The sequence below is a fragment of the Microcoleus sp. T3_A4 genome (assembly GCF_036700465.1).
Taxonomy (GTDB): Bacteria; Cyanobacteriota; Cyanobacteriia; order Cyanobacteriales; family Microcoleaceae; genus Microcoleus.
Genome location: NZ_JAUBOY010000023.1, coordinates 33,613 through 58,078, shown reverse-complemented (window position 1 = coordinate 58,078; position 24,466 = coordinate 33,613). Strand labels below are relative to the sequence as shown.

Genomic DNA, 24,466 nt, shown 5'->3' with positions numbered 1-24,466 from the left:
AGTAAACAAAAACCGAAGCAAGGAGACAATTTATATGATTACTTCTCAAAAATGGCGTTCAGCAACAGCAGCAATCCTCGCACTGGGCATTACAGTTGGAACCAGCGCGCCGCTGGTGGTAGCTACTCCCGCAGAAGCTCAACAACGAATTTCCCAATTTGATAGCATCCGAATTCCGTCGGGCAGTGTAATTCCAGTTAGCTATGAAAAAGACAAAATAGTTGTCACCCGCGAAGAAACTGCACCTTTAACTTTAACTGTAGCGCAAGACATCCGCACACCTCAAGGCAGAGTATTAATCCCCAGAGGCAGCCAGATAGTCGGGGCACTGCAACCTGTCAGAAGAGGCAATCAAATCGGTACTCAATTTGTTGCCAGAGAGTTAATTATCAGCCGCCGCCAACGCTATCGGATTGATGGCTATTCGGGAATTATTACCAGAACCGAAAGAGTCCAAAAAGGTGCTGGCACAGGTTCAGTAGCGCAAGGTGCAGCCTTGGGTGCAGCAGCAGCAGCAGCACTCGCAGGCATTACCGGCGACAAAGCGATCGCGACTGAAGAAGTATTAGGAGGCGCTGGGATCGGCGCTTTAGCTGGAGTATTGTTGGGGCGGCGCAGCGTTGACGTGCTCGTGATTCGCCCGGAACAAGATTTGGCAGTGAGATTGCGATCGGACATCGTGCTCCGCTAATATTGGAATCTTCGGATTAATTATTTGCAGTAAAACATTGTCGATCGCTAACTTGTGGTCTCCCGATCATTGGCTAGGCATACTGTTAAGGTTGTGCCTAGCCATGTTTGTTGGCGGAATTATTGGATGGGAGCGCCAACTCAGAAACAAACCAGCGGGATTGAGAACTCATATGCTAGTTAGCATGGGTTGTGCACTGTTTGTTTTAATGCCGCTAGCAATGGGGAAAAACGAAAACGGAGGAGATGCTGTAGCGCGGGTAATTCAAGGCATTGCTGCCGGGATTGGGTTTTTGGGAGGTGGAGAAATCCTGCGGCAAAATCACCAGGAAAGAGGTAAAGTTGAAGTTCACGGACTCACATCTGCCGCCGCTATTTGGGTGTCAGCAGCTTTAGGAACTGCTGCCGGATGTGGGTTGTGGCAACTGGCATTAATTGGCGCTTTAATGTCGTTGTTTGTTCTGAGAGTAATTAAAGAGTTAGAGCGTCGGAGTCGTAGGAAATAGTCTTATTGAGTATATAAAATTTGGTAAAATAGCCGTTGCAACGTTTGTAGTGACGACGGAAGTACCAGCGAGTTTTATGAGGGTTAAACTCCTCACTACGAACTAACTTTATTGCGGTCGATGGAGGGGAAATAATATTAGCTGTTTCATACCAAGTGCAGTTAATCATTGATCATAAATTGTTTGCCCTCATCCCAGGCATACCTGTCCCGATGGTGAAAAAGGGGTCTTACACAATTTGAGGATGATTATTGTGGGCATTGGTGTCAACAAACACGTTAAACCGTCATTCCGGCTCTTGTTTCAACAAGAGCCTCAAAGCTCAAGTCCTCGCTATGAGGACTAATGAGTTCTTCAGTCCTCTTTGAGAGGACTTTAGCTATGAGACAGGGAATTCATTCCCTGGCGGACTTCCGGGTGAGCGGGAGGACTAGCGGACTAAAAGCTTAAGTTGACACTAAGGAATGAGAATTAAATAACTTCCACAAGTTTGTGGGATGGGCGTCCCGCCCGTCCAAAAAAGACGGGGGGGACGCCCATCCCACAATAACAATTAAAATTGTAAGTTATTTAATTCGCGATCCTAATATATTTTGGGGTGTTCCCCCTGGTGTGAAAATACACCCCTTCGGGCTACGAGAGCCCATTCCACAAAAAACAATCAAAATCACCCCGCAATTATGCAATGCCTAAAAAGTGGCTCAAACGCTTGAAATCTCTGCTTGGGGCGATCGATAAATATTCTCCCTTTGATAGAGAATTAACAATACATAACTTTTCAAGCAGAATGCTCAACTGTTACGAAGCAAACACTTTGACTACACCTTGACAGGTCTAGTCATCCAAGCCTGACCTTTGACGAGTCAAGTCCTCACTCTCCACTTAAATATTCATTTTAATATTTATTTCAATTTTATTTAATTTGCTCAACACCCATTGAACCAAAATACCAATATTTTTTATTTAATTAGTAGATAAGTCATCCAAATAATTATAGCTTTTCCGCGTTTTTTGAGGATAAAAGTTAATACTTAACTTGCCAGATAATTGTAGGAAAAATTAATTTCTATCCGCAAAATTTGGCATTTTTATTAATTCCAAAGACTCTTGCCTCACCCGACCCGCCATCGCAGCTAACTGCAAGCTCATAAAAGCATTCAAATCTTCCAAATCACACTTGGCTGAGGAAAAAATCTTCTGCATTTCATTTTCCGCTTCCAAACTCAGATATCCAGCGGCAATAGCTTGTTTTACAACTTCACGAACCTGCACGGTAGAAATGTCCCTTACTAAATTTTAACGAATCAAAAGCCAACTAATTACTAACAAGAAGTTTCGGAAGCCGTCTCGCCAAAGATTTCAAACTTTTTTAGCTCGCGAGACTCTTGTTTCACTCCTCCGGACATAGCTGCTAGTTGCAAAGCCATAAAAGCATTTAAGTCTTCCAAGTCATACTGAGTGGTAGTTAACATCCGCCGCAGTTGATTTTCGGCTTCAATGGTTAGATAGCCTAGAGCCAGAGCTTGCTGGGCGAGATCGCGAATTAGTACCATAACACTTCGGGATTTTATTGGTTCAAGCCTAAGTATCAACTGTTTTCACAGAATCAGCAGTGACGGCTATTGCTCGATAGGTGTGACATTGTTACGGGCCACTCGTGACAGCCGGAGTCGCAGAGTGTGACTAAGTATTTGCACTGTTGTGACGGAGATCACGCGGGGGATGCCAGAGGATGAGTCGGAGAGTGGGGAGTCGGAGAGTGTCCGGGTGTCTGGGTGGGGGAGTCGGAGAGTGTCCGAGTGGAGGAGTCGGAGAGGGGGAGCATTTTTCTTTTTCCCTGGGACTAATGACTAACGACTACTGCCTTCTACCTTCAGAAGACGCTCAACGTCTATAATCAGCAAGTTAAATATTTACTGCAAGACCCATATGGAATTAGCTCATAAAGATTTGCTACAACAAATAGCCCGACTATCGGAAACTTATGCTAATTTGGCCGATCGCCTATCCCAAGCAGCAAAACAACTGCAAGACTCTGGCCTTCCTCCCTCTGACAGCTTGCTGCAAGAAGTAGCAGCCTACAGCCGCAACTTTGCCGCAGTCCAAAAACAAGCTCTCGAACTCAACAAATCCGCGATCGCACCGGGGGAAATTGCTTCCCTCAAAGACATTCAAAACTTAGTCGAGACTGCCGCAGCTTCTGAAGGTAAAGCAGAAATTCGCGATGCAGCATTGAAAGTGATCGATCGAGTATTGGCGATCGCCCACCGCGAACAAAGCGACTTCGCCCCCTTACAATCAGTTCATGCCAGAGCCCGCGAACTGCAACGCGCGATTTCCGAATCTACCCCAACTCAACTGCATTCCGACGCAGAATCCTTAGTCAGTGGCAAACACCCAGTTTCAGCAGTGCTGGCCCTGGTAGAACAGCAAGACAAATTAGACGACGAACAGTGGGTCATTCTCGAAGAAACAGTCAGCGCCGCTTTTGGCAAACAAATAGCCGTAGCCATTTCCAGAGGCAAATTAACCATTGCTGAGATGGTAAAAGCAGCACCTGCAAAAGTCGAACCCGCATTTAAACCAGCGCCAGAACAAAAAATCAGCGCTGAACCTTTGCCAGAAGTGATTGTCATCCCCTCAGGAAATGTGGCACCGAAACAAGTTACAGTTGCGCCACAGATCCAGATTTTGGAATCCCCCGCACCTTCTGCCCCCATGCACGAGGTAATTATTGTTCCCAGCGTGGAAGTACCTAAGTCTCTCCCGACAACCGGTTCTGGGAACATTGTTTTTGGGGCACCCCGGAACATTCAACCAGCGGTGGCAGTAGAGGGCGGTTTGGGAATCAAAGTTTTGGTGCACATTCAGGGGATTGGCGATCGAACTTTCGGTGCTCAAGAATACGCGGGTTCTAAGGGGCGGGGGCTGCGCGTCGAAGGATTTGCGATTAATATCGATCCGCCAATTCCCGGCTTAAATGTCGAGTACATGGCTCACGTCGAAGGTGTTGGCGATACTCCTTGGCTTAGCGAGGGAGAATTGGCGGGTTTTCGGGGTCAAGCGAAACGAATTGAAGGATTTGCAGTGCGGTTGAGCGGGCCGCAAGCTGATAAGTACGACGTATTTTATAGCGCTCACATTCAGAATATCAGCGACACCGACGTGTCCTCCAACGGCGAATATTGCGGCACTCGCGGCAAAGCTTTGAGAATTGAGGGCATCAAAGTTTGGATCGCGCCGTCTGCGAGTTCCCAAGTTGTGGCGCCTGTGGGTTTAAAAGTGTTGGCGCATATTCAAGGAATTGGCGATCGAACTTTTAGCGATCAAGAATATGCGGGTACTAAAGCTCAAGGCCGCCGCGTGGAAGGATTTCAAATTAAAATAGAGCCTCCCGTTGCCGGTTTAAATTTGCAGTACATGGCTCACGTTGAAGGAGTGGGCGACACTGCTTGGATCTCGGAAGGAGAGTTAGCTGGATTCCGGGGCAAAGCCAAGCGCATTGAGGGATTTGCCGCCCGCCTGACAGGGCCGCAAGCTGATAAATACGACGTATTTTATACGGCTCACATCCAGAATGTGGGCGATACTCCTGTTACTGCTAACGGTCAATATTGCGGCACTCGTGGCAAAGGTTTGAGGGTTGAGGGGATGACTGTTTGGGTTGAGCCGAAAGCGTAAAAATTGAGAATGAATGGAAAATTTGCCGTTGCATTTCCCTTCATTTAACACCGGATTTTTTCACCAAAATATGCCATGACAGTCAGGGGTATGAGGTGAAAAAATCCGGTTTATCGCCACCCAACGACAGGAATTATAGCGCACGCTAATCTCAGAAACCCGGTTTCTGAGTGTATTTTTCGTACTCAACCGAAATTTGTCGCAGAAACCCGGTTTCTCGTCACCTGCAAAGTCTTGGCGCACGCTAATCTCACTACTATTGGTTAAATTGGTTGAAAATAATGCTTGAACCATAGGTAAAAGCTTCAAAAACAATAGTTAAGTTTAATCAAATTTTGTATATTAAACGGGTCGGCGTTGCTTAATCAGGGTATGAAAAAAATCAGTTAAAAATCCCGAAGCTTTGTGGATAGTGGTTTCTATGACTTGCATATTTAGCCCTTCATACCGTAAATCCGCAAGGCCAGTTTTTGTTGGGTAGAGTTTCGATTCGCAATGTACTCGACAAAACTGGACAACCCGACCAATAATCCGTCACTCAACTCGATAACTTATTTCTCTTGCAACACCGTACCGTTCGAGGAGAATTGTAGCCGCGATTAATATCATTTACAGTAATTAATAGCGAAACAAAACCTATAATGCTCAGCTAGAAAAAATTATGCCATACAGTCAATTTACTACGATCGCCAAAGCGAAACAAGCTTTCGGTCTGACAGTCCAAGAGGGATCTCGCTTTATACCTCCGCTAAACCCGATCGCACCCTCAGACATTCTCAGCGGCACTCTCAAAGATAGCCTCCCCATCGTCGCTACATCGGGAAGTGAAAAAGCGCGATCGGAAGGAATCATCTATCCCGTACTGCTGGAAGTGAGGCGGATTCTCGATCGCCAAATTAGCCTTTTCTCCGGCGAAGACTTCACCATCGACGAAGCTGTCGGACTGAATGGAGTGTTTGATTTTCTGCTGACGCGATCGTCCGAAGTGCTAGAAATTGAAGCCCCCGCCGTTGTGATTGTCGAAGCTAAAAAGACCGACCTCAAAAGCGGATTGGGTCAGTGTATTGCCGAAATGGTTGCCGCTCAACGCTTTAATCAAGCCAAAGAAAAAAACATCCCCATCATCTATGGGAGCGTGAGTAATGGCATTCAATGGCAATTTATCAAACTCGAAAATCAAACTGTGACGATCGACTTATCCGTCTATCCTTTGCCCCCAGTCGAGCAAATCCTCAGCTTTTTCGTTTGGATGATGCAGAATGGTGCCGTTAACTCAGAAACAATTTAACCTTCCAATGCTGCCAAAAGACACAGCAACAAAGCCTCCGTCCACTCGACTACGGCACCGTAAGTATCGCCCGTGTGGCCCCCCAAACGGTGGTTAAACCAGGCTCCGGCAAAAATTCCGATCGCACTTCCCCCCAAAGCCATCCCCACCGCCAACAGCCACCGATCGCCCTCCAAGACAACTTGCACCACGCTCAAACTAAGCAGCAACAGCACTCCCGGTATAAAATCAAAAGGAGAATAAATTGATTCCTTGTGAAAAGCTCCCTTACCCTCGGCCCGGAGATAGGGATAGCGGGCGATCGCCACCAGTTGGGCCCACCTCCCCCAACCCGCGACACCCATCAAAGCCAGCCAGCGATAGTTATTCAAGTCCGAGAGAGCGGCAGTTTTCAGCAGCACGATCGCGATCGCAGCCATCGCCCCAAAGGCTCCTGTAACGCTGTCCCGCATGACTTCCAGCCTGCGTACCGGGTCTGGTACAGCCAGCCCGTCCGCCGCGTCCATTGCCCCGTCTAGGTGCAGCCCGCCAGTCACGGCGATGCCCAAGACTACCACCAAGGCCGATCGAGTCAGAGCAGGCATTCCCAACAACTGCAACCCAACATCCCCCAGCCCCAGCATCCCCCCAATCAAAAGCCCGATCGCCGGTGCCAAGCGGGCAATGCCCCGAAACTCCAAAGTCCAAGACACCGGTACCGGCAAACAAGTATAAAAAGCGACTGCGGCTGCGATGGCAGCCCCTTGATTCCGGAAAAAGTCGATCGTAGAGCGAACCCATTTATCATGCACCATAAGATAGAAAATTTTTCATCTGGTATGCAGTTGTCAATCGATTAGCGTGTGCCAGAATTGGACTGTAACACCCTAGTTTTTTGGATCGAGCATTCCTCCTGTCGCCCGCTCTTTTCCCCGGAAAACCTCGGTCGGCAGCGATCCCCAAGCTCCCTATCTAAAATGACTAAACTCAAGATCCGCGTTTCCCTTCCCAAGAATTCTAGCTAACTCCCTGATGTTCAAGACGGGAAAATACTACAACAGAGGCTTTTACTCCATGAGTCACGATCAATTGAATAACAGGGTAGTTGCTCCTTGCATCATCGATACAGGGATTGTCGTCAACAAACGCGATATCAAAAGATTGCTGTTTGATTTAGGACGTGTCCGCTACCTTCACATACAAGATGGCCAGATTTATAGCGAAGGGGAAGGTTATGTGCTCGAAGTCTTCGCCAACCCCCACCGTTCTACCCTGATTGCCAACCATGCGCTTTATTTGAACGTGTATAGTTTTGATTACCTGGAACTGAAACAGTCGCCTGAAGATGGTGCTTATTTTGACCTGATTCAAGATGGACGGCAGTTGCGGTTAATTCCCCTCTCCAATCCTTTGCAAGAGCAATTCGCCCGGAATTTAAATGCTGCGGCTTTGGATGCGGTTGTCGATCAGGTTCTCTCAGGCAACTGGGATCTACAATTGGACGACGATGATTCCCCGTTTTAATCGTCAGTCAGTCGATTTTAGATTTTAGATTTTAGATTTTAGATTTACTTGCAGCGCCGTGAATCTGGGAGTTAGAACTAAGGTCTAAAATTTTTTGCCCTCCACGACGATTGTCGGAAACTTGTCTCCGTTTTTGGGCGGGGTCATGGTTTTTTTTGTCGCGATGTCATCAACAATAGATTAAATAACACGGACGGCCGAGTAGCGGTTAACGAGCATCGGGGACTAATGACTGAGGACAAGGCGAAATTTTCTTTTAAATGTCAGGCTAATTGCAGCCATACCCAAGCGCGTGCAGGGGTTTTTGCTACTCCCCACGGTGTTGTGGAAACGCCTAAATTTATGCCGGTAGGGACACTAGCTAATGTCAAAACTTTGACACCGGCACATCTTGAGGCGGCGGGTTCTCAAATGGTTTTGGCAAATACTTATCACTTGCACTTGCAGCCGGGGGAAGCAATTGTCGCTGGCGCGGGCGGATTGCATAAATTTATGGCTTGGCCAGGCCCGATGCTGACGGATTCGGGTGGCTTTCAGGTGTTTAGCTTGAGCCAAATGCGGACTATTTCTGAGAATGGGGTGACTTTTCGTTCTCCCCGCGATGGCCGCATGATTAATTTGACGCCGGAACGATCGATCGAAATTCAGAATGAGTTGGGCGCTGATGTGATTATGGCCTTTGACGAGTGTCCGCCTTACCCCGCTACGCGGGAAGAGGTGGAGGCGGCGACAAATCGCACTTACCGCTGGCTGCAACGCTGCATGCAAGCTCACTCGCGCCCGGATCAAGCTTTGTTCGGAATCGTCCAGGGGGGCGTTTTCCCCGATTTGCGATCGCGCGCGGCGAACCAGTTGGTAGATTTGGATTTACCAGGCTACGCCATCGGCGGGGTTAGTGTGGGGGAATCGGGGGATTTGATCGCAGAGATTGTAAAGGTGACTGCGCCTCTGTTGCCGGCAAATAAACCGCGTTATTTGATGGGGATTGGGACTTATCGGGAAATGGCGCTGGCGGTGGCGAGTGGCGTAGATATGTTTGACTGCGTGATTCCAACTCGGCTGGCCCGCCACGGGACGGCTTTTGTTGGTGGGGAACGCTGGAATTTGAAAAATGCTCGGTTCCGGGAGGATTTTGCGCCGCTGGATGAGTCTTGTCCTTGTTATACCTGCCAAAAATTCAGTCGGGCTTATTTGGCCCATTTGGCGCGGGCTAACGAAGTGCTGGGGTATACTTTGCTGGCGCTGCACAACGTGACGGAGTTGATTCGCTTTACTGGGAGGATGCGGGAGGCGATTTTGGCCGATCGATTTACTGAAGAGTTTGCCTACTGGCTTGCACCGAGAGTCGATCAATCATGATTGCCTTGGGTGAAGATATGCGACAATTATGAAAATTGTGTTGGATAGGTAGGTTGATTCATGGAAGCTGCATTACTCTTAGCAAAACTGCCCGAAGCTTATTCGATTTTTGAGCCTTTGGTTAATGTTTTGCCGGTCATTCCCGTGTTTTTCTTGCTGCTGGCTTTTGTTTGGCAGGCGGCTGTCGGATTTAGATAAGTTTGATTTCATCAAAAGCAGGGGCAATTCACAAATTGCCTCTGCTTTTAGATGTTAAGTTTTATTCCTAGGCCCTCTGACTCCTGACTCCTGACTCCTGACTCCTGACTCCTGACTCACCCTCAATAATTCATCCGTGTATCCGTGTCAAAATCCGTGTAGTGCCTTCCTTCAGCTACCGCCGATCGCACTTTTGAAAGCCGGCCTTTCTGAGATCCGCTTGATGTAATCTACAACGGCCGGATAAGCACTGAGGTCTAGTTTTAGCATCATCGGAATGTAAGCCAACATTGAGCCGACTGCTGCGTCGGCTACGCCGAATTCATCACCCATTAAAAATGGCTGTTTCTCGAAGATTTCATTTAACGGTTTTAACAACTTGGGAGTTTCGCGATCGCGACTTGCTTCTGTAAATATTCCCGGCCCCAAGGTGGCGTTAGCAAACGTGACCCACTGCACGATTTGAGCTTGCTGCTCCAAAGTGTCTGGCATTTTACCATATTTTTGAGCTAAATACAGCAGAATTGCGCCGGATTCCCAAAGTTTAAAATCTCCGTCGGCGATCGCGGGTACTTTGCCGATCGGGTTAATTTCGAGATACTCTGGCTGCAAGTGTGCCCCTGCTTGCATATCCAGCATCACGAATTCGTAAGGAATTCCTATTTCTTCTAGATACCACTTGACAATTGAGGCCCTGCTGCGGGCTCCGCCGTAAAGTTTCAGCACGAAATTTTTATCCTTTAACACAATATTGCTGTTATAGCATTTTTTGGGAATTGGTAATTGGAAATTGCAGCCACCAGAGACTTTGATGTCACTGTTCGACTACTGACTAATGACTAATTGCCGATAACTAATGGCACTTCTGTCAAGTGCATAAACAAGATTCTGCTGCCAATGAAAATCAAAATTGCTCCGCCCAATATCTCAATTTTATTAGCAAACAAGTTGCCGCACTTGTGTCCGATAAACACCCCTGCAAAGGCTAAAAAGAAAGTAATAAATCCGATCGCAGTCACCGCAGGAGCAATAGAATCTTTCAGGACAGCAAATCCGAGGCCAACTGCGAGGGCATCAATACTCGTCGCCACCGACAGCGTTATCAAAGTCCCAGTATCTAAGGGATTGAACTTTGTCTCGCATTCTTCGCTTTGCAGCGATTCATAAATCATTCTTCCGCCAATGAAACTCAACAGCCCAAAAGCTATCCAATGGTCGATCGGTGTTATCAAAAAACTAAAACTAAGACCTATTAACCATCCTATTACGGGCATTAAAGCTTGAAAACCTCCGAAAAATAAGGCAATTTTTAAAGCTTTATTGACCTTCATGTGTTTGATTGCTAAACCGCTAGAAACAGCAACCGCAAAAGCATCTGCTGCTAGTCCCAAGGAAAGTAAGACGGTAGTGGCTGCATCCATTTTTGTAAATTGTTAGATATTATAGGTAAAGTCTTCCTCTTGACTTTTTTAGTTTACACTAAATTTTGATATAATTGCGTTTTTGTCATAATCTATTCATTTTTGACTCACATTTATTTCACAATTGGCGAGGGTTGAAAAAATCAGCGCTTAGCTGTATTCTCTAAAAGATTATTTATGAAGTAGCAGAATTGACTATGCCGCCATCTAGACCCTACCAGCCATTGCTGCTCAGATTACTGCATGGGGTTAACGCTGCGATCGCCCTTTTAGCAATTTTGAGCGCATTTCTGGTTTACAACACCTACGATGGGCGGTTTGGCAAAGTCCCCGTGCCTCAGATTGCAGATATTATCGGGATTCACGGCACTTTTGGCAAGATGTTGCTGTTAGGAATAATGCCGGCTTTTGCATTGTACAGTTTCCACGCAGGCCAAAAACGCTTGGTGCAGCCGGATTCGTTTGGGAAACTAACGCAGTTGGGAAAACCCATTTGGTGGTACAGTTTGCACCGGATTGTGAATACGTTGATGTTGCTGGCACTGACTTTTTCGCTAGCTTCTGGCAGTATGGTTAAGGAAGAATGGTTGCCGGCTGGGGAATTGACGCAGGTTTGGTATTATTTACACGCTTCGGGTTGGGTGGTATTGGTATTTTGTCTGGCAATGCACTTGTTGATGAGTGCGAAGGTGGGGGGTTCGCCGCTAATTTTGTCGATGTTTGATACCGCATATCGCCCGGAGGATTCGCCGACGGCTTGGTGGAAGAAAATTCGCTCTTTGGTCGATCGCTCTTAATGTGAAAATGCTTAATTTGAAAATGAACAGAAATATTTTATTAATTGTTGCGGAAGTCTTGGTAATGGGAGGCTGGTTGTTTGCTGTGGTTGCACCTTTATTATTTCCCTAATTCTATCATATCAAGTTTGGTTAAAAAATGATAATCAGGTTTGTAGTGAAGACTTCAGTCCTCCGTTTTATGAGGACTAAAGTCCTCACTACAAACCGACATTAAGCTTGTCGCGCCGCTTGCTAGCAAGATTTGCGAGGGGTTTTCCTGGCGGCAAAATGCGATATCAAACGATCGGCAATTTTACCCTAAACTCAGCACCGCCCCCAGTTTGAGATTTAATTTGAGGTTGAACCGGAGATTCAACTGTCAGGCTGCCACCGTACAATTCTACAATAATTTTATAGCACACCGACAGATCCAACCCTGTAAAATTTTTAAATGATTTATTAGGGCCAAAATCCTCAAATATTCTGTGTTGAATTTCCTGCGTAATTATAGAGCCATTGTGGGCGATCGATACAACAATAAACCTGCCTGTATCATCCTCGAAAATATCGGTTTTGATTGTAATAATTTGAGCAGAGTTTTCAATACTTTTAACTGCACCTATAGCATGGCATATCAGACTCGCGAATACCTGGCTCAGTTGAGCGGGATAACACAAAATTGGCGGCAGGTTGTGGTATTCCTTGACTACTAATATTTTTTGCTCCAGTCTGTGAGCCAGCACCAGCAAAATATTGTCGATGCTCTCATTAACGTTGGCGTGTTCTTTGTTGGCTTCGTCAGGAAGTGAAAATTTCCTCAAAGCCAGGACTATCTGGCGAATGCCATCGGCTCCTATTTTCAAAAAATTGAGGATTTGTGGCAACTCTTGGCTGATAAAATCTAGGTCGCAACTCTCTATTTTTTTGGCAATTCGTGGCACAGGTTCGGGATATTGTTCTCGATAGAGGCGAATTATATGGAGCAAATCTTTGATATAATCGTTGAGGTGAATCAGGCGGCCGTAAATAAAGTTAATCGGGTTATTAATTTCCTGGGCAACTTCGGCGGCTAGTTGACCCACCATTCTAATTTTTTCGCTTTGTACTAACTGCTCTTCGGTGATTCTGAGTTTGGCTAATACTTCTTCCAAAAGTTTGAGTTCTTCTTGAATTTGCCCGTGGAGTTGGGATTGGGAAATTGCGATCGCCAGTGAGTCTGCAATTGCTTCCAAAACTTGCACCTCGTCGGGAGTCGCAAATCGGCGGTTTGCACAGGCGAACAGATATCCAAGCCGATGATTCTCAGTTAGTACGGGTACTGCTGCGTAGTGACTATTTCTGAGTTCGATATGGGTGTGTTCCTCAGACGCTGTGGCATCAGGGGCGCCCGTTTTATGTAGCAGTATCGTTTCGCAGCGGTGAAGCCGTGCAGCTAAATCTCCAGAGGGCCCTCCTGGAACACCAAAGATTCCCAAGCGCGTCGGCAAACCTTCCCGGCAATATTCCCAGCCAAATTCTAAAGTATCTTGTCGGGGATCGTACCATGCGAAAATTGCTCGATCGAGCTTAAGTAAAGTACCGAGTTCGTCTACTGTAGTTTGGAGGATGCGATCGAGGTGCAAGGAAGCGCGAATGCGGCCGGTCAAGCGGTGGAGAAGGCCTTCTGTGCGACTGCGAATGCAATTTAGGGCAAACAGCTTGAGCGCCACAATTGCTGCGAGAATAGCTGCGGTGGCAAGTACGCCGGCGGCTACTGCTAGTATCTTGAAAGGAAAAAGTTCTTTTTCGAGATTGTCGCGGGGAATTACGAGGGCGATCGACCATTCAGCTTGTTCTAAAGGAAGATAGGCAACATAAACTCTGGCGCCGTTGATTTGAGTCAGCACAATGCCCGTTTTTTGATAAACCATCTCCCTGGCTACATTTGCCAAATTAGCATCTGCAGACTCTAAAAGACTAGGAGCAGAATTGTCGATATTCCCGATTAATCGAGCGTCGGGATGCACAATCGGCACTCCTTGAGAATTGAGAACAAAAGCGTAAGTTCCGGGGCCATATTCCAGCTTTCTTACTACTTGGGCAATGCGGTCGATGCTAATGACGCCGTTCATTACTCCGATCGGCTTTTGTGCTGTTTTACCAAGAGAATTTACCGAACTTGACCACACCGGAGCCGAAATGGGAACAATCCTTTGTCTTTTGAGCGTGCGAGAAATGGTAGGATCTGAAACATAGACTTCCCCAGCCATTGCCTTTTTAAAGTGTTGGCGGTCGCTAACATTAATCAACGCTCTGCCCACTTTTGTGGTGAAATAAGAACCGTCGGGATCAATTAATGCCAAGTATTGGAATTTTTGTAGTCGATTTACTTCCGATTTTAAATAAGGCTCTGCCACTGACCAATTCATCGAACGAACGGGAGTAGTATTGGCGAGGATTTCGATCTCAGCCTTTCTCGTGCCCAGCCAGCGATCGATCTTGTGGGCGCGCTCCCTAACTTCTAACAAAGCATTTCGCTCGCTTTTGGTGATAATCAAGCGGCGAACGCTGTGATAGCTAATACAACCAGTGATGCTAGCTGTCAGAATTATTACCCCCAAAATTAAGAGCACAGTTTGATACCTAAGATGGTATTCGCCCTTTAATCCCGCTGGCAATAGTCGAGTTAATTTCCACCACTTTACTCTCGCAAAGCTTCGCATGGTTTGACCAATTTGTGAGATTGAAATCTTTAGCTCACCTACGATCTACTCGCCCGCCTGCCAGTAGTCTTAAACTACTAGCATTCAATAATTGCGGGGATTTTTTAATTTTTTCCCGCCGAGCGGCTCCTATCGTTTCCGGTTGCACTCCTTATGATATAAAGGACACGGCGCCGTGCCGTTTCCATACCCTGATTAATTGTAAGGACACGGCATAGCGCCGTGTCGAAAGCGGTGGGTAATATTAATTCCGAGGCTACCGATTTGATATCACTTTGTTAAACAGGAATAATATCATACCACATTTTTGAGCACTTAAAAAAAATCATCAACTACTTAATTCTTTTTTACAGTCGTTAATAATGGATGTTATTTAGGTGATCTGAGCAGTAGACTTTTTAGGTTGAGATGTTTGGTGTGTGTCTTAATCAATAGTCCAGACTGCTTTTATTTCCTACTCTAAAACCCTAGATCTTCCGTGGATAGTTCGATTTCCGAATTGTCTTGAAACCCTTATTATACAGTTGGTAATCAAAAACTGTCCGCAGTATTGCTTAATAACGAAATTTTAAAAGTTTTTCGTTCATTATTAATGAAGGAAAAACTTGTTAAATCTTTAATTTATATCTCAACACTTAAAAGTATTTTCGGTGCAGCCGCTGGCTGAGGCACTGTTAAATTGCCCCAGTTTTGCGATTTGTTTAAAGAACCTTGTGAGTGTGTTCGTGCTGTTTCACATTGTCTTCAGTGCGAATGATGCGCTCGGAGTTGAGCACCCTTTTGCGTTCTAAGGAATAAGTAAAGTCGTTGCGAACTGTTCCCAAGGGAATGTGAAGTTGAGCTTGAGGGCGGATTTTGTAAGTGCGGGCAGCGGCGATCGCCCGAAAGCCAAATTCTTCGCTAAACTGAGCTGATGTCGGGAATTCTGGCAACATTTTGGGTGTTTCGCCGTCGAGCACTGCTCCCAAAGTCGTCCCGCAAATCATTAAATAGGATGTGGGAATTCCCTTCACAATTGCTTCTAAGGCTGCTGAGGGAATAGCTTCGATTACTTGCACTTCAAAAACTTCGCCTTCTTCTTTGATGAAGCAGGTAGCTACACCGACTGCTATGTAGTCGTCGGTGCAGAGATCAGGAGCATTGGGATAAACTGTTGCAGTCGTCATAAGAAAAGCTTGGTAGTGTGGAAATCGGGAACAAGAGATTAAGCGATTTTAGATTTTAGATTTTAGATTTATTCCACGGTTTTTTTCGGGGATTTTACGTGAAAAATCTCAAACCGCCTGTTCTAATACCTAAAATTTTTGGGTTAAGCTCCAAGGAGCCGATCGCACGAGTGTGTCGATCGTACCACATCAAGGTAGATGCCGGATGATTCGGCAAGGATTCCCCGCCGCCACGACGTTTGCGGGAATATCTTTGACAACAACACTGCCTGCGCCGATCGTGCTATTGTCGCCAATAGTGACTCCTGGACAAATAATACTGCCGCCGCCAATCCAAACATTATTGCCAATATTAATTTCAGCGGCGAGTTCTAGGCCAGAAAGCCTTATTTTCGGGTCTGTGGGGTGAAGAGCGGTGTAAATTTGTACGTTGGGCCCACACAGCAAATTCTCGCCGATGTTAACTCGATTGCAGTCGAGAATCACGCAGCCAAAATTCATGTACAATCCGTTTCCCGCATAAATATTGCTGCCGTAGTCGCAGTAGAAAGGTGGCTCGATTTCAACTTTTTGCCCAACTGCACCGAACCATTCTGCGAGAATTTCTAACCGTTTGTCTGGTTCGTCTTCGCGGGTAGAATTGTAGGTTCTGGCGAGGCGGCGAGCTCGCTGGCGCTCTAAAATTAATTGCTCATCAGCAGCCAAATACAATTCACCGGCGAGCATTTTTTGTTGTTCGGTTTTTTCCATAATAATAGGCGGTTGTAACCGCCACTATACAAACTTTCCTCGCTCTTTAACAGACGGAAGAATAATGTAGGGTGCGTCAGGGCGCACCTTACCGCTATAATTAGCGCGTCAGATCATTTTTTGATGTTGTAGCACACATTTATGGTTCAGGTTTGGACTGCAAACAAGCAGCTAAATCCAGATTGGCTAATTTCTCAAATGCTCGATCGATCGATCCTTTTCCCCGCAAAAAACCAGTATTTGCACCGGGACAAATATACTGTAAAGTTTCCGGCGAAAATCGATCGATAATTGACTTCACGCTGTTAATTTGCCGGGGCCAGTGAAAAGTTTTTGGCGTCCACAGCGGTACTGGGGCGGCTTCTCGGTTGGGGAGCAAGTGCCTACCCGAAAACAGCACTCCACCGCTGCCACTATGATAAAGGCAAGAGGAACCAGGAGAATGGCCAGGAGTCCAAAATGCTTTGATTCGATCGCTCACAACAAATTCTCGCTCAAAAACCGTCACCTTCAAACCCGGCAGTAAATAAGCTTCCTGTTCTTGAATCAGGATCTCGCACCCCGTGGCTTCCTGAATCTCCCGCGCCTTGGCGATAGCGCCACGGTGGGTGAGAAACAGCAGTCGCACGCCGCCGTGTTCCCGCAAAAATGTTTGGTTAATCTCATCCCAAGCGGGACAATCCACCAGGATGTTAGTTTGGTTTTCTACAATGAAATAGGCTGTTGCACCCAGGGTATCCCGGTTAGGCGGGAAAGCCAGGATATTGTCGAGCACGGGCCTGGGTTGTTTGGAGACTGAACTCTGTTGTTTCAAGGAAGTATTTCAGAAGGGAATGGGATAAATATTATGTTCTTTTTACTATGGTTGTTCGTATTGGGGCTGATATCGTACTTCTTGTTGCAAAACGGCACCAGCCGCATCACTAGGACTCCGATATGGCTGCTGTGGCTGGTAATGATGGCGCCCGCGCTGATTTGGGGTGGTTGGATTTTAGTTTACGGCACGAGCAAAACTGTACCGCCGGAGTTGGTAATTATACCTTTTCTGGTTTGCCCTTTTTTGTATTGGTTTTTGGTACAGTTGGGGCGCAAGAAAATTACTGCCGAAACTGCTGAGCAGGTAGCAGACTCTACGACTGAATCTGTAAAGCCAAAACCGCCCGTGCGCCCGATCGATGCAGCGGAAGAAGCGAGTTTGCGCGATTGTTTTCCTTGGTCAATTTACTTTTTGCGAGATTTGGAATTTCGGCCGCAGGCTGTAATTTGTCGCGGACAGTTGCGAACCAACCCGGAGGTGGCTTATCAGGCAATTCGGGAGAATGTGGAGAGGCTTTTTGGCGATCGCTTTTTAGTAGTATTTCAAAACAGTTTGAGCGGTCAACCTTTTTTTGCTATAGTTCCCAATCCCAGCCACCAATCAGGAGAAACTCCTGTCAAAACCGAATCTGTAACCAGGCCATTTTTTGCATTAGCTTTGCTGCTGATCACGGTGTTTACGACTACGCTTGTCGGGACGCGACTTGCCGGAGTTACTGAACAAGCTTTGCAGTCGAACCCATCAATGTTGCTGCAGGGTTTGGCTTACTCGCTGGCTCTAATTACAATTTTAGCAATTCACGAATCCGGCCACTATTTAGCTGCCAGATTCTACAAAATTCGCACGACTTTGCCTTATTTTATCCCGATTCCTTTTTTCTTAGGAACTTTTGGGGCTTTCATTCAAATACGGAGTCCAATTCCCAACCGCCGAGCTTTATTTGATGTTAGCATTGCCGGCCCCCTTGCGGGTTTAGTGGCGACAGTGCCATTATTAATTTGGGGTTTGAATCATTCGACTATTGTACCGCTGTCTGAAAAGTCGGGAATGTTAAATTTTGACTCTTTCAAACCCGGTTTTTCGCTGCTGATGACTTTGTTGAGCAAGTTAACCTTGGGTGGCGCTTTGAATGGGGAAACTGCGATCGATTTGCATCCGGTAGCGGTGGCGGGTTATTTGGGTTTGATCGTGACGGCGTTTAATTTGATGCCGGTGGGACAACTCGACGGCGGGCACATTGTACACGCGATGTTCGGCCAGCGAGCTAGTATGGCGATCGGGCAAGTTGCTAGACTTTGTATGCTGCTGCTTTCTTTTTTGGAACAGGGTTTGCTGCTGTGGGCAATTATTTTGTTTTTCACGCCGCTAAACGACGAACCGGCGTTGAATGATGTCAGTGAATTGGATAATCGGCGGGATTTTTTGGGGCTAATGGCGATCGGGCTTTTGTTAATGATTTTGTTGCCGGCGCCTAGGGTACTCCTTGAGTGGTTAAATGTTTAGAAGGAAGTTCGGCAACGGATTTTGTAACGGATGTAACGGATGTAACGGATATAGCCTTTCTCAGAAAGATGAGGTACTATCCGGCATAGGGCATAGGGCATAGGGCATAGGGCATAGGGCATAGGGCATACCTCACTTTTTTTAGAACCGCTATAGAAGAAAGAAGAAACAAGAAAGAGGGCAGAAGAAAGAGGGCAGAAGGATTGAGTGATCGGGCGAGAGAAAGAAGAGGAAAGAAGGAAGAAAAGAGAGGTTTACCACTTCTGCAAGGGTTGCTATATTAGGACTTACGCGGTGAGAACCCGGTTTCTTCCTAGAGACTTCTCTACAAAACCACGATTTATCCCAGAAACCGGGTTTCTAAGGCGTAAGTCCTGTATACAAACGAGTTTAGCGTCGGTCAACTCGCTTTCTCTCTCCAAGTAATCTAGAGTTTCAGCGACTTATCTGAGAAATATGTCTTACAAATCCTTTACTTTCCCACAATTAAAAGATCGATTTGGATTGGAACCGTCACTCAGTCCTATTTGGAGTGCCAAGGTTGTTCCTGTAGAACCCTCCGAATGGTTTTGGAGAACCCTCGAAATTAGTTCTCACACTGCTGTTACAACTGCCAAAGAACGTTCGGAACGGATTATTTCTCCTCTTATGTTAGAATTTAGAGAAAGGAACAACAGACAATTTTCTATTTTTTCTGGTTGGTCGTTTGATGTAGATGTTGAGCAGGGATTGAATGGGGAATGCGACTTTCTTTTGTCTTCCGTGCCGTTTGATTTTGAAATTAAAGTTCCGGTTTTTGCATTGAGAGAAACGAAAGGCCCAGAAATAGAATCTTGTCTGCCGCAGTGTGCAGCACAAATGGTAGCGGCTCAGCTATTTAACGAACGCGAACACAATTCCATACCTGCAGTATATGGCTGCGTAACTACTGGCGTTGTCTGGCGGTTTCTTAAATTATATGGAAATAATTTAATTATTGATGCTGATGTTTATTGTGTCGATAATGTTCCTATGATTTTAGGTGTTTTGCAAACAATTTTTAATTCATACAAATAATTTAATGACTCTAATAAAATAGGTGGGCAGGTAAAATTATGTTGTTATTACAAACTTAATGATATTTTTTTGCCGGATGCGAGAGCGAAAAAGTTTGACCGCCAATTAAATAATCTAGCTGTACAAATGATCGCAATAACTCCCGAACAAATAGCGCTAATTCCGATCTATCGCGAGAAGTGGCGACAAATTGGACTTTCGATAAAACCAGTCGATCGCCCCCAAGCGACAGCGGCCATCAACACCGCCTACAATATCATCGGCTGTCCTGAACCGGAAATTATTTTCTGTGACAGCCCTTACATAGCTTTGCAAGCAGTTGAACCGCTAAGGATACGCGATTCTGGTCTGGGAATGGCCAGCGAAATCAGAAACAAAATTCATAATGAATTGTACGATATATTAAGAAGTCAACTCGGCAGAGAATTAGAAAATAAGATTTACAGTCTACTCTATAATCCGCTGTACGCTCAACTGATGAATCAACTGCACCTTCATGTAAAAGACGAAGTTTACGTCAAATTAGCAAGGAAGTTGGGCGGGAGATTTCAGAAATTCCAGATCGATCAGGCTTATCATAATAACAGCATAGTTTCCGAACTGTCAGCCTGTCACGGAAGTTGGGTGGATTTTTGTATTGGCGTGTTAAATTTGGAGTACGATCGCCCTTTATACTCAGCCTTTAAATTTTTAGTGGAAAACTGCGGCTGGATTTACCCGTTTGAGAAAATTTGCTTTGTGTGCGATCGCCCGATACAACTTCATTTTGATAGCGAATATTTGCTCCACGCTTTATGTCAACCAGCCGTTGAATTTGCTGACAAGTTCAGTGTATACTCTTATCGTGGCGTCCGACTACCGGAAATAATCGGTCAAATTCCGCCCCAATCTTGGCAAGCTTCATGGCTGTTAACAGAACATAATGCCGAAGTGCGGCGAGTTTTGATTCAGGCGATCGGCTATCCGAGAATTTGTCAAGAATTGCAAGCAACTGAATTGGATACTTGGCAAGAATATACTTTGTTGAAAATTGAGAATAATATTGACATAGAGCCAATTTATTTGTTAAAGATGACTTGTCCGAGTACGGGACACCTTCACGCTTTGCGAGTGCCGCCAAAAGTGCGATCGGCCAAAGAAGCGATTAGCTGGGTAAATTGGGGAATAGATCCCGAAGAATTTCAAGTCCAGACTTGAGGGAAACTTTAGAGTTTTGAGTGCGCGAGTTTACAGTTAAAGAATTACAGCGCCACAAAAGCAGCGTTCTGCACAAGTCCAGAACAATTAAAAAATGTAGAATTGCAGCCACCGCTTGATACTATGTACTCTGGCAGCTAAAACCCACAACTTCAAATCGACATGAGCCAGCATTCAGACCGCATTGCCCCTCACGGCGGCACCCTGGTCAACCGCATTGCCACACTAGACCAGAGACAAGAATTTTTCGATAAAGCAGAGTCCCTGCCGCGAGTCCAGCTTTCAGATCGATCGATCTCCGACCTGCAAATGATCGCCATCGGCGCCCTGAGTCCCCTCAAAGGGTTCATGAACGAAGCTGATTATCGATCGGTTGTTAAACAAATGCGCCTCTCCAACGGCCTTCCGTGGTCGGTTCCCATCACCCTCTCGGTAACAGAAGAAGTCGCCGCCCCCCTGAAAGCAGGAACTTTAGTGCGCCTCGACTCGCCGGCGGGCAAATTTGTCGGGCTCTTGGAACTTGCAGAAAAATATCACTACAGTAAAGAAGAAGAAGCCCTCAACGTCTACCGCACCGACGACCTCAAACACCCGGGTGTCCAGGTAGTAGACAAATCCGGGCCTGTTAACCTCGCAGGCGACATTTGGCTGCTGGAACGCGAACTAGATGTCCGCTTTCCCCAATACCAAATTGACCCGGCGAAATCGAGAATGCTGTTCACAGAAAAAGGATGGAAAACCATAGTCGGTTTCCAAACCCGAAACCCCATCCACCGCGCACACGAATACATTCAAAAATGCGCCTTAGAAACAGTAGACGGCTTGTTCCTGCACCCGCTAGTCGGGACGACTAAGGATGACGACATCGCCGCTGACGTGCGGATGCGCTGCTACGAAATTCTGCTAGAAAAATACTATCCAAAAGATCGCGTAATTTTGGCAATTAATCCGGCGGCGATGCGCTACGCCGGGCCGCGAGAAGCAATTTTTCATGCTTTAATCCGCAAAAACTACGGCTGCACTCACTTTATCGTGGGGCGCGATCACGCTGGAGTTGGCGATTATTACGGGACTTACGATGCCCAACATATTTTTGATGAATTTGAGCCGGGAGAATTGGGAATTGTGCCGATGAAATTCGAGCACGCTTTCTATTGCAAACTCACGGAACAAATGGCTACAACTAAAACAAGCCCCAGCACTCCCGAACAACGGGTGCATTTGTCGGGAACCAAAGTTCGGGAAATGCTGCGCGCTGGAAAATTGCCGCCGCCGCAGTTTTCCCGGCCGGAAGTCGCCGCAGAATTAGCCAAGGCAATGAATATTTTCAATTACGAGATTTAAATCTTGAACTTGGGTGTCGGCGACATTCTGAAGAGTTTTGAATTTTGAGTTTTGAGTTTTAAATGGGAAATTTTAAACTTAAAGCTCAAAACTTAAAACTTAAAAATTATCTTAATACTAAACACTCACAACTTAATTAAATTCCCTAAAATTATTGAGGGGAATTTAACTGAAAATTCAAAACTTAAAATTCAAAGCTATTTAAAAATGGGACTCAAGCGGCGGGAATTTTTGCAGCAAGCTGGCCGGGTGCTGGCCGCCATCGGCATCAGCGAGGCTTTGTGGCTGCCGTTGGGCTCGCGCTACCTCCAAGCCTTAGCGCAGCCGACAGCCCGGAAATTGGCTTTGTTGGTGGGCGTTGACAAATATCCAGACTCGCCCCTGCACGGCTGCATCACGGATGTGGAATTGCAGCGGGAACTACTGATACATCGGTTTGGGTTTGTGCCGTCGGACATTTTGACTTTGACTGACGCTCAAGCTACGAGGGAGAATATCGAGACGGCTTTTATCACTCACTTGACTCAACAAGCAAAACCCGGTGACGTGGTAGTTTTTCACTTTAGTGGCTGCGGTAGCCGAGTCAGTTTGGGCGAGTCTCCCGGAAAAATCCAAAACAGTTTGGTGCCGGCGGATGATGTTTTGCCGTTGTTAGCAAACCGGGCGGTGAACGATATTTTAGAGGAAACGCTGTTGCTGTTGATGCGATCGCTCGCGACAGAAAATGCGATCGCCATCCTCGACACCAGCTACCACTATCGGGGTTTCCCCACAAACGGCAACTTTCGCATTCGCTCTCGCCCCCGCCCCACCATCGGCGAGCCGGGCCTCGCAGAATTAACGTTCGCCGAAGGCCTCCGAACCCGCAAAAATCTTCGTCCTGCCGCCACCGTACTGGCCGCGGGTGCGGATTCCCAACTCGCCGCCGAACAAGAGTGGAACGGATTTACCGCAGGTTTGTTTACCTACGCCCTCACCCAAACTTTGTGGTGGGCAACTCCCGCTAGCAGTTTCAGCGTCAGTTTCAGCCGCGCGGCGGGTAAGGTCGAGCAAATCGCGGGGTTATCGCAGCAACCGCAAATTCTCAATCACGATTTAACAACCGCGCCGGCGGTGAATTTTTCAAATTTAATGTTGAATTCCCCTGCATCTGACGGCGCTGTGACGGCGGTGGAAGAGGGGGGCAAAACTGTGCAGTTGTGGCTGGGCGGGTTGTCGCCCTCGGTTTTGGAGTGTTCCGGGGGTTCTGTGTTTGCTGTGGATTCCTCAGCGGGCGCGAGGCTGTTGCTGCGGGGACGCACGGGCCTCTCTGCTAAAGCCCAAGTTGTAGACGGGTCTGCTCAAACAAACGGCCAATTAACAGTCGGCGAAGTGGTGAGGGAAGAAATTCGGGTATTGCCGCGAAACATCGGTTTGACAGTAGCTTTGGACTCAGGTTTGGAACGCATCGAGCGCGTGGACGCCACCAGCGCCTTTGCGACTGTGCCGCAAGTTTCGGCGGTAGGCAGCGAGCAATTGGCTGACTGTCGGTTCGGCAGAGTCCCGGAAACGACTTTAGCCGAAACAGTCTCGGCTCACGAGCCTGGTGTGATACAAAGCCGTTACGGTTTGTTTTCTGTGGCTCAAATGCTGATTCCCGATACTCAGGGCGACGGGGGAGAAGCAGTCAAGGTGGCGGTGCAGCGCTTGACTCCGCACTTGAAAGCGCTGCAGGCTGGGAAGTTGCTGCGGCTGACAGCCAATGAGGGGTCTTCGCGCCTGAAGGTGCGGGCGATTCTGGCAACTACTGCACCCCAAGCGCGGGCCGTGGCGCAGCGAGAGCCGGTGCGGGCAGGCGGTGATTATCGGCTGGAACCGCTGAGCGGGGAAAGTGAGAAATCCGCCAGCGCTCATATACTAAGTTTAGTCGAAGGCAGTCGAGTTCGGTACAGATTGTATAACGACAGCGATCGCCCGGTTTACTTTGCGGTGTTTGGCACGGACAGCGCGGGACGGCTGTCTGTACTCGGCGCTGAGGGCAAAGACGCTGTGGGGGGAATGTCGCGGGCGATCGCTCCTGGGGAGAATTTGACTCTGCCGGCGGCTGGGGGGAGCGGGTGGGCGGTATCGGGGTCGATCGGACTTGCGGAAACTATGATTATATTTAGTGAGAGTCCCTTGGCTCAAACTCTGGCTGCAATAGAAGCCGAAATGCAGCAAACGAGGGATGCCCTGCCAATTCGAGTGTTGTTGAATCCTTTAAATGTGGCGCGGGCGGTACTCGAAGATTTGCACGCGGCTAGCATTCCGGGGGTGCAGAAAGTGGGGATATCGACGGATGATTTGGCTTTGGATGTGAATGTTTGGGCAACTCTGAGTTTTGTTTATCGGGTGGTTTAATTGAAAAATGGGGACTGGGGAATGTTTTCTATAACCTATAATCCGAATCTATCCGAGTACGAAATCGATAAGCTGTCGCGCATTTAAATTGCCTGTTAGATGCGGGCGGGACGCCCAACCCACAAGA

22 protein-coding genes are annotated in these 24,466 nt (G+C 47.0%); 13 read left to right on the top strand and 9 right to left on the bottom strand.

The genetic code is table 11. The features are described 5' to 3' along the window. Positions 1 to 34 precede the first annotated feature (34 nt). Positions 35 to 691, top strand: coding sequence for a hypothetical protein (locus tag QUA07_RS14610; RefSeq protein ID WP_333326254.1), 657 nt, complete (start codon positions 35 to 37; stop codon positions 689 to 691). Positions 692 to 794: 103 nt separating this feature from the next. Then, complete coding sequence (locus QUA07_RS14605) at positions 795 to 1,196, top strand: MgtC/SapB family protein (protein WP_333085418.1); 402 nt, start codon at positions 795 to 797, stop codon at positions 1,194 to 1,196. A 1,059-nt stretch (positions 1,197 to 2,255) separates the two neighbouring features. Here the strand turns inward: QUA07_RS14605 and QUA07_RS14600 are convergent. Both QUA07_RS14600 and QUA07_RS14595 read right to left on the bottom strand, forming a co-directional pair. Beyond that, the gene (locus QUA07_RS14600; protein ID WP_333085419.1) at positions 2,256 to 2,468 is read right to left on the bottom strand and encodes a hypothetical protein; all 213 of its coding nucleotides are present in this window, start codon (positions 2,466 to 2,468) and stop codon (positions 2,256 to 2,258) included. A 50-nt stretch (positions 2,469 to 2,518) separates the two neighbouring features. Further along, positions 2,519 to 2,749 (bottom strand): hypothetical protein, encoded by a 231-nt coding sequence (locus QUA07_RS14595; protein ID WP_333326252.1) that lies wholly within the window; start codon positions 2,747 to 2,749, stop codon positions 2,519 to 2,521. A 376-nt stretch (positions 2,750 to 3,125) separates the two neighbouring features. Between QUA07_RS14595 and QUA07_RS14590 the strand changes: the two genes are divergently transcribed. Continuing rightward, on the top strand, positions 3,126 to 4,877 hold the full coding sequence (locus tag QUA07_RS14590) for a hypothetical protein (RefSeq protein WP_333326250.1): 1,752 nt from the start codon (positions 3,126 to 3,128) through the stop codon (positions 4,875 to 4,877). A gap of 661 nt (positions 4,878 to 5,538) precedes the next feature. Further along, complete coding sequence (locus tag QUA07_RS14585; RefSeq protein WP_333240064.1) at positions 5,539 to 6,165, top strand: hypothetical protein; 627 nt, start codon at positions 5,539 to 5,541, stop codon at positions 6,163 to 6,165. Here QUA07_RS14585 and cobS read toward each other — a convergent pair. Continuing rightward, positions 6,162 to 6,959 (bottom strand): adenosylcobinamide-GDP ribazoletransferase, encoded by a 798-nt coding sequence (gene cobS / locus QUA07_RS14580; protein WP_190732248.1) that lies wholly within the window; start codon positions 6,957 to 6,959, stop codon positions 6,162 to 6,164. The genes QUA07_RS14585 and cobS overlap by 4 nt on opposite strands. A gap of 259 nt (positions 6,960 to 7,218) precedes the next feature. Between cobS and QUA07_RS14575 the strand changes: the two genes are divergently transcribed. The 3 genes from QUA07_RS14575 (at position 7,219) to QUA07_RS14565 (ending at position 9,225) form a co-directional block, all read left to right on the top strand. After that, a complete protein-coding gene (locus tag QUA07_RS14575; protein WP_333085519.1) occupies positions 7,219 to 7,668 on the top strand; it encodes a hypothetical protein in 450 nt (149 codons plus the stop codon). A gap of 228 nt (positions 7,669 to 7,896) precedes the next feature. Next, entirely contained in the window at positions 7,897 to 9,027 is a 1,131-nt protein-coding gene (tgt, locus tag QUA07_RS14570; protein WP_333326248.1) for a tRNA guanosine(34) transglycosylase Tgt, read from the top strand. Between the two features lie 60 nt (positions 9,028 to 9,087). Next, positions 9,088 to 9,225, top strand: coding sequence for a photosystem II reaction center protein K (locus tag QUA07_RS14565; protein WP_006634808.1), 138 nt, complete (start codon positions 9,088 to 9,090; stop codon positions 9,223 to 9,225). 171 nt (positions 9,226 to 9,396) lie between these two features. Here the strand turns inward: QUA07_RS14565 and QUA07_RS14560 are convergent, their stop codons facing one another. Both QUA07_RS14560 and QUA07_RS14555 read right to left on the bottom strand, forming a co-directional pair. Next, the gene (locus QUA07_RS14560; protein WP_333326245.1) at positions 9,397 to 9,951 is read right to left on the bottom strand and encodes a glutathione S-transferase family protein; all 555 of its coding nucleotides are present in this window, start codon (positions 9,949 to 9,951) and stop codon (positions 9,397 to 9,399) included. 113 nt (positions 9,952 to 10,064) lie between these two features. Next, complete coding sequence (locus QUA07_RS14555) at positions 10,065 to 10,646, bottom strand: manganese efflux pump MntP family protein (protein ID WP_333326243.1); 582 nt, start codon at positions 10,644 to 10,646, stop codon at positions 10,065 to 10,067. 197 nt (positions 10,647 to 10,843) lie between these two features. Between QUA07_RS14555 and QUA07_RS14550 the strand changes: the two genes are divergently transcribed. Continuing rightward, positions 10,844 to 11,443, top strand: coding sequence for a cytochrome b/b6 domain-containing protein (locus QUA07_RS14550; RefSeq protein ID WP_333326241.1), 600 nt, complete (start codon positions 10,844 to 10,846; stop codon positions 11,441 to 11,443). Positions 11,444 to 11,721: 278 nt separating this feature from the next. Here QUA07_RS14550 and QUA07_RS14545 read toward each other — a convergent pair whose 3' ends face one another. From QUA07_RS14545 to QUA07_RS14530, 4 genes are all read right to left on the bottom strand, one after another. Continuing rightward, the gene (locus QUA07_RS14545; RefSeq protein ID WP_333326239.1) at positions 11,722 to 14,037 is read right to left on the bottom strand and encodes a cache domain-containing protein; all 2,316 of its coding nucleotides are present in this window, start codon (positions 14,035 to 14,037) and stop codon (positions 11,722 to 11,724) included. A gap of 791 nt (positions 14,038 to 14,828) precedes the next feature. Beyond that, the gene (locus QUA07_RS14540; RefSeq protein WP_333326237.1) at positions 14,829 to 15,293 is read right to left on the bottom strand and encodes a hypothetical protein; all 465 of its coding nucleotides are present in this window, start codon (positions 15,291 to 15,293) and stop codon (positions 14,829 to 14,831) included. A 189-nt stretch (positions 15,294 to 15,482) separates the two neighbouring features. Further along, positions 15,483 to 16,043 carry a sugar O-acetyltransferase gene (locus QUA07_RS14535; protein ID WP_333326235.1) on the bottom strand — a complete coding sequence of 187 codons (561 nt, stop codon included), beginning with the start codon at positions 16,041 to 16,043 and terminating at the stop codon, positions 15,483 to 15,485. A 139-nt stretch (positions 16,044 to 16,182) separates the two neighbouring features. After that, a complete protein-coding gene (locus QUA07_RS14530) occupies positions 16,183 to 16,857 on the bottom strand; it encodes an MBL fold metallo-hydrolase (protein WP_333326233.1) in 675 nt (224 codons plus the stop codon). Between the two features lie 33 nt (positions 16,858 to 16,890). Here QUA07_RS14530 and QUA07_RS14525 point away from each other — a divergent pair, with 33 nt between their 5' ends. The 5 genes from QUA07_RS14525 to QUA07_RS14505 all read left to right on the top strand — a co-directional run bounded on the left by QUA07_RS14525 (position 16,891) and on the right by QUA07_RS14505 (position 24,339). Then, on the top strand, positions 16,891 to 18,363 hold the full coding sequence (locus tag QUA07_RS14525) for a site-2 protease family protein (RefSeq protein ID WP_333326230.1): 1,473 nt from the start codon (positions 16,891 to 16,893) through the stop codon (positions 18,361 to 18,363). Positions 18,364 to 18,819: 456 nt separating this feature from the next. Further along, on the top strand, positions 18,820 to 19,419 hold the full coding sequence (locus tag QUA07_RS14520) for a hypothetical protein (RefSeq protein ID WP_333326228.1): 600 nt from the start codon (positions 18,820 to 18,822) through the stop codon (positions 19,417 to 19,419). A 126-nt stretch (positions 19,420 to 19,545) separates the two neighbouring features. Continuing rightward, positions 19,546 to 20,616, top strand: a complete 1,071-nt coding sequence (locus QUA07_RS14515) for a DUF6745 domain-containing protein (RefSeq protein ID WP_333326226.1) — start codon at positions 19,546 to 19,548, stop codon at positions 20,614 to 20,616. 162 nt (positions 20,617 to 20,778) lie between these two features. Next, positions 20,779 to 21,960, top strand: a complete 1,182-nt coding sequence (gene sat / locus QUA07_RS14510) for a sulfate adenylyltransferase (protein WP_333326224.1) — start codon at positions 20,779 to 20,781, stop codon at positions 21,958 to 21,960. A 207-nt stretch (positions 21,961 to 22,167) separates the two neighbouring features. Next, complete coding sequence (locus QUA07_RS14505) at positions 22,168 to 24,339, top strand: caspase family protein (protein ID WP_333326222.1); 2,172 nt, start codon at positions 22,168 to 22,170, stop codon at positions 24,337 to 24,339. Positions 24,340 to 24,466 lie beyond the last annotated feature (127 nt).

Excerpts from the sequence above, each read along its gene's own strand:
- QUA07_RS14515 (WP_333326226.1), top strand. The coding sequence starts at position 19,546 with ATGATCGCAATAACTCCCGAACAAATAGCGCTAATTCCGATCTATCGC.
- QUA07_RS14520 (WP_333326228.1), top strand. The coding sequence starts at position 18,820 with ATGTCTTACAAATCCTTTACTTTCCCACAATTAAAAGATCGATTTGGA.
- tgt (WP_333326248.1), top strand. The coding sequence starts at position 7,897 with ATGACTGAGGACAAGGCGAAATTTTCTTTTAAATGTCAGGCTAATTGC.
- QUA07_RS14535 (WP_333326235.1), bottom strand. The coding sequence starts at position 16,043 with ATGGAAAAAACCGAACAACAAAAAATGCTCGCCGGTGAATTGTATTTG.
- QUA07_RS14555 (WP_333326243.1), bottom strand. The coding sequence starts at position 10,646 with ATGGATGCAGCCACTACCGTCTTACTTTCCTTGGGACTAGCAGCAGAT.
- QUA07_RS14595 (WP_333326252.1), bottom strand. The coding sequence starts at position 2,749 with ATGGTACTAATTCGCGATCTCGCCCAGCAAGCTCTGGCTCTAGGCTAT.
- QUA07_RS14540 (WP_333326237.1), bottom strand. The coding sequence starts at position 15,293 with ATGACGACTGCAACAGTTTATCCCAATGCTCCTGATCTCTGCACCGAC.
- sat (WP_333326224.1), top strand. The coding sequence starts at position 20,779 with ATGAGCCAGCATTCAGACCGCATTGCCCCTCACGGCGGCACCCTGGTC.
- QUA07_RS14505 (WP_333326222.1), top strand. The coding sequence starts at position 22,168 with ATGGGACTCAAGCGGCGGGAATTTTTGCAGCAAGCTGGCCGGGTGCTG.
- QUA07_RS14610 (WP_333326254.1), top strand. The coding sequence starts at position 35 with ATGATTACTTCTCAAAAATGGCGTTCAGCAACAGCAGCAATCCTCGCA.
- QUA07_RS14550 (WP_333326241.1), top strand. The coding sequence starts at position 10,844 with ATGCCGCCATCTAGACCCTACCAGCCATTGCTGCTCAGATTACTGCAT.
- QUA07_RS14590 (WP_333326250.1), top strand. The coding sequence starts at position 3,126 with ATGGAATTAGCTCATAAAGATTTGCTACAACAAATAGCCCGACTATCG.
- QUA07_RS14525 (WP_333326230.1), top strand. The coding sequence starts at position 16,891 with ATGTTCTTTTTACTATGGTTGTTCGTATTGGGGCTGATATCGTACTTC.
- QUA07_RS14565 (WP_006634808.1), top strand. The coding sequence starts at position 9,088 with ATGGAAGCTGCATTACTCTTAGCAAAACTGCCCGAAGCTTATTCGATT.
- QUA07_RS14575 (WP_333085519.1), top strand. The coding sequence starts at position 7,219 with ATGAGTCACGATCAATTGAATAACAGGGTAGTTGCTCCTTGCATCATC.
- cobS (WP_190732248.1), bottom strand. The coding sequence starts at position 6,959 with ATGGTGCATGATAAATGGGTTCGCTCTACGATCGACTTTTTCCGGAAT.
- QUA07_RS14605 (WP_333085418.1), top strand. The coding sequence starts at position 795 with ATGTTTGTTGGCGGAATTATTGGATGGGAGCGCCAACTCAGAAACAAA.
- QUA07_RS14585 (WP_333240064.1), top strand. The coding sequence starts at position 5,539 with ATGCCATACAGTCAATTTACTACGATCGCCAAAGCGAAACAAGCTTTC.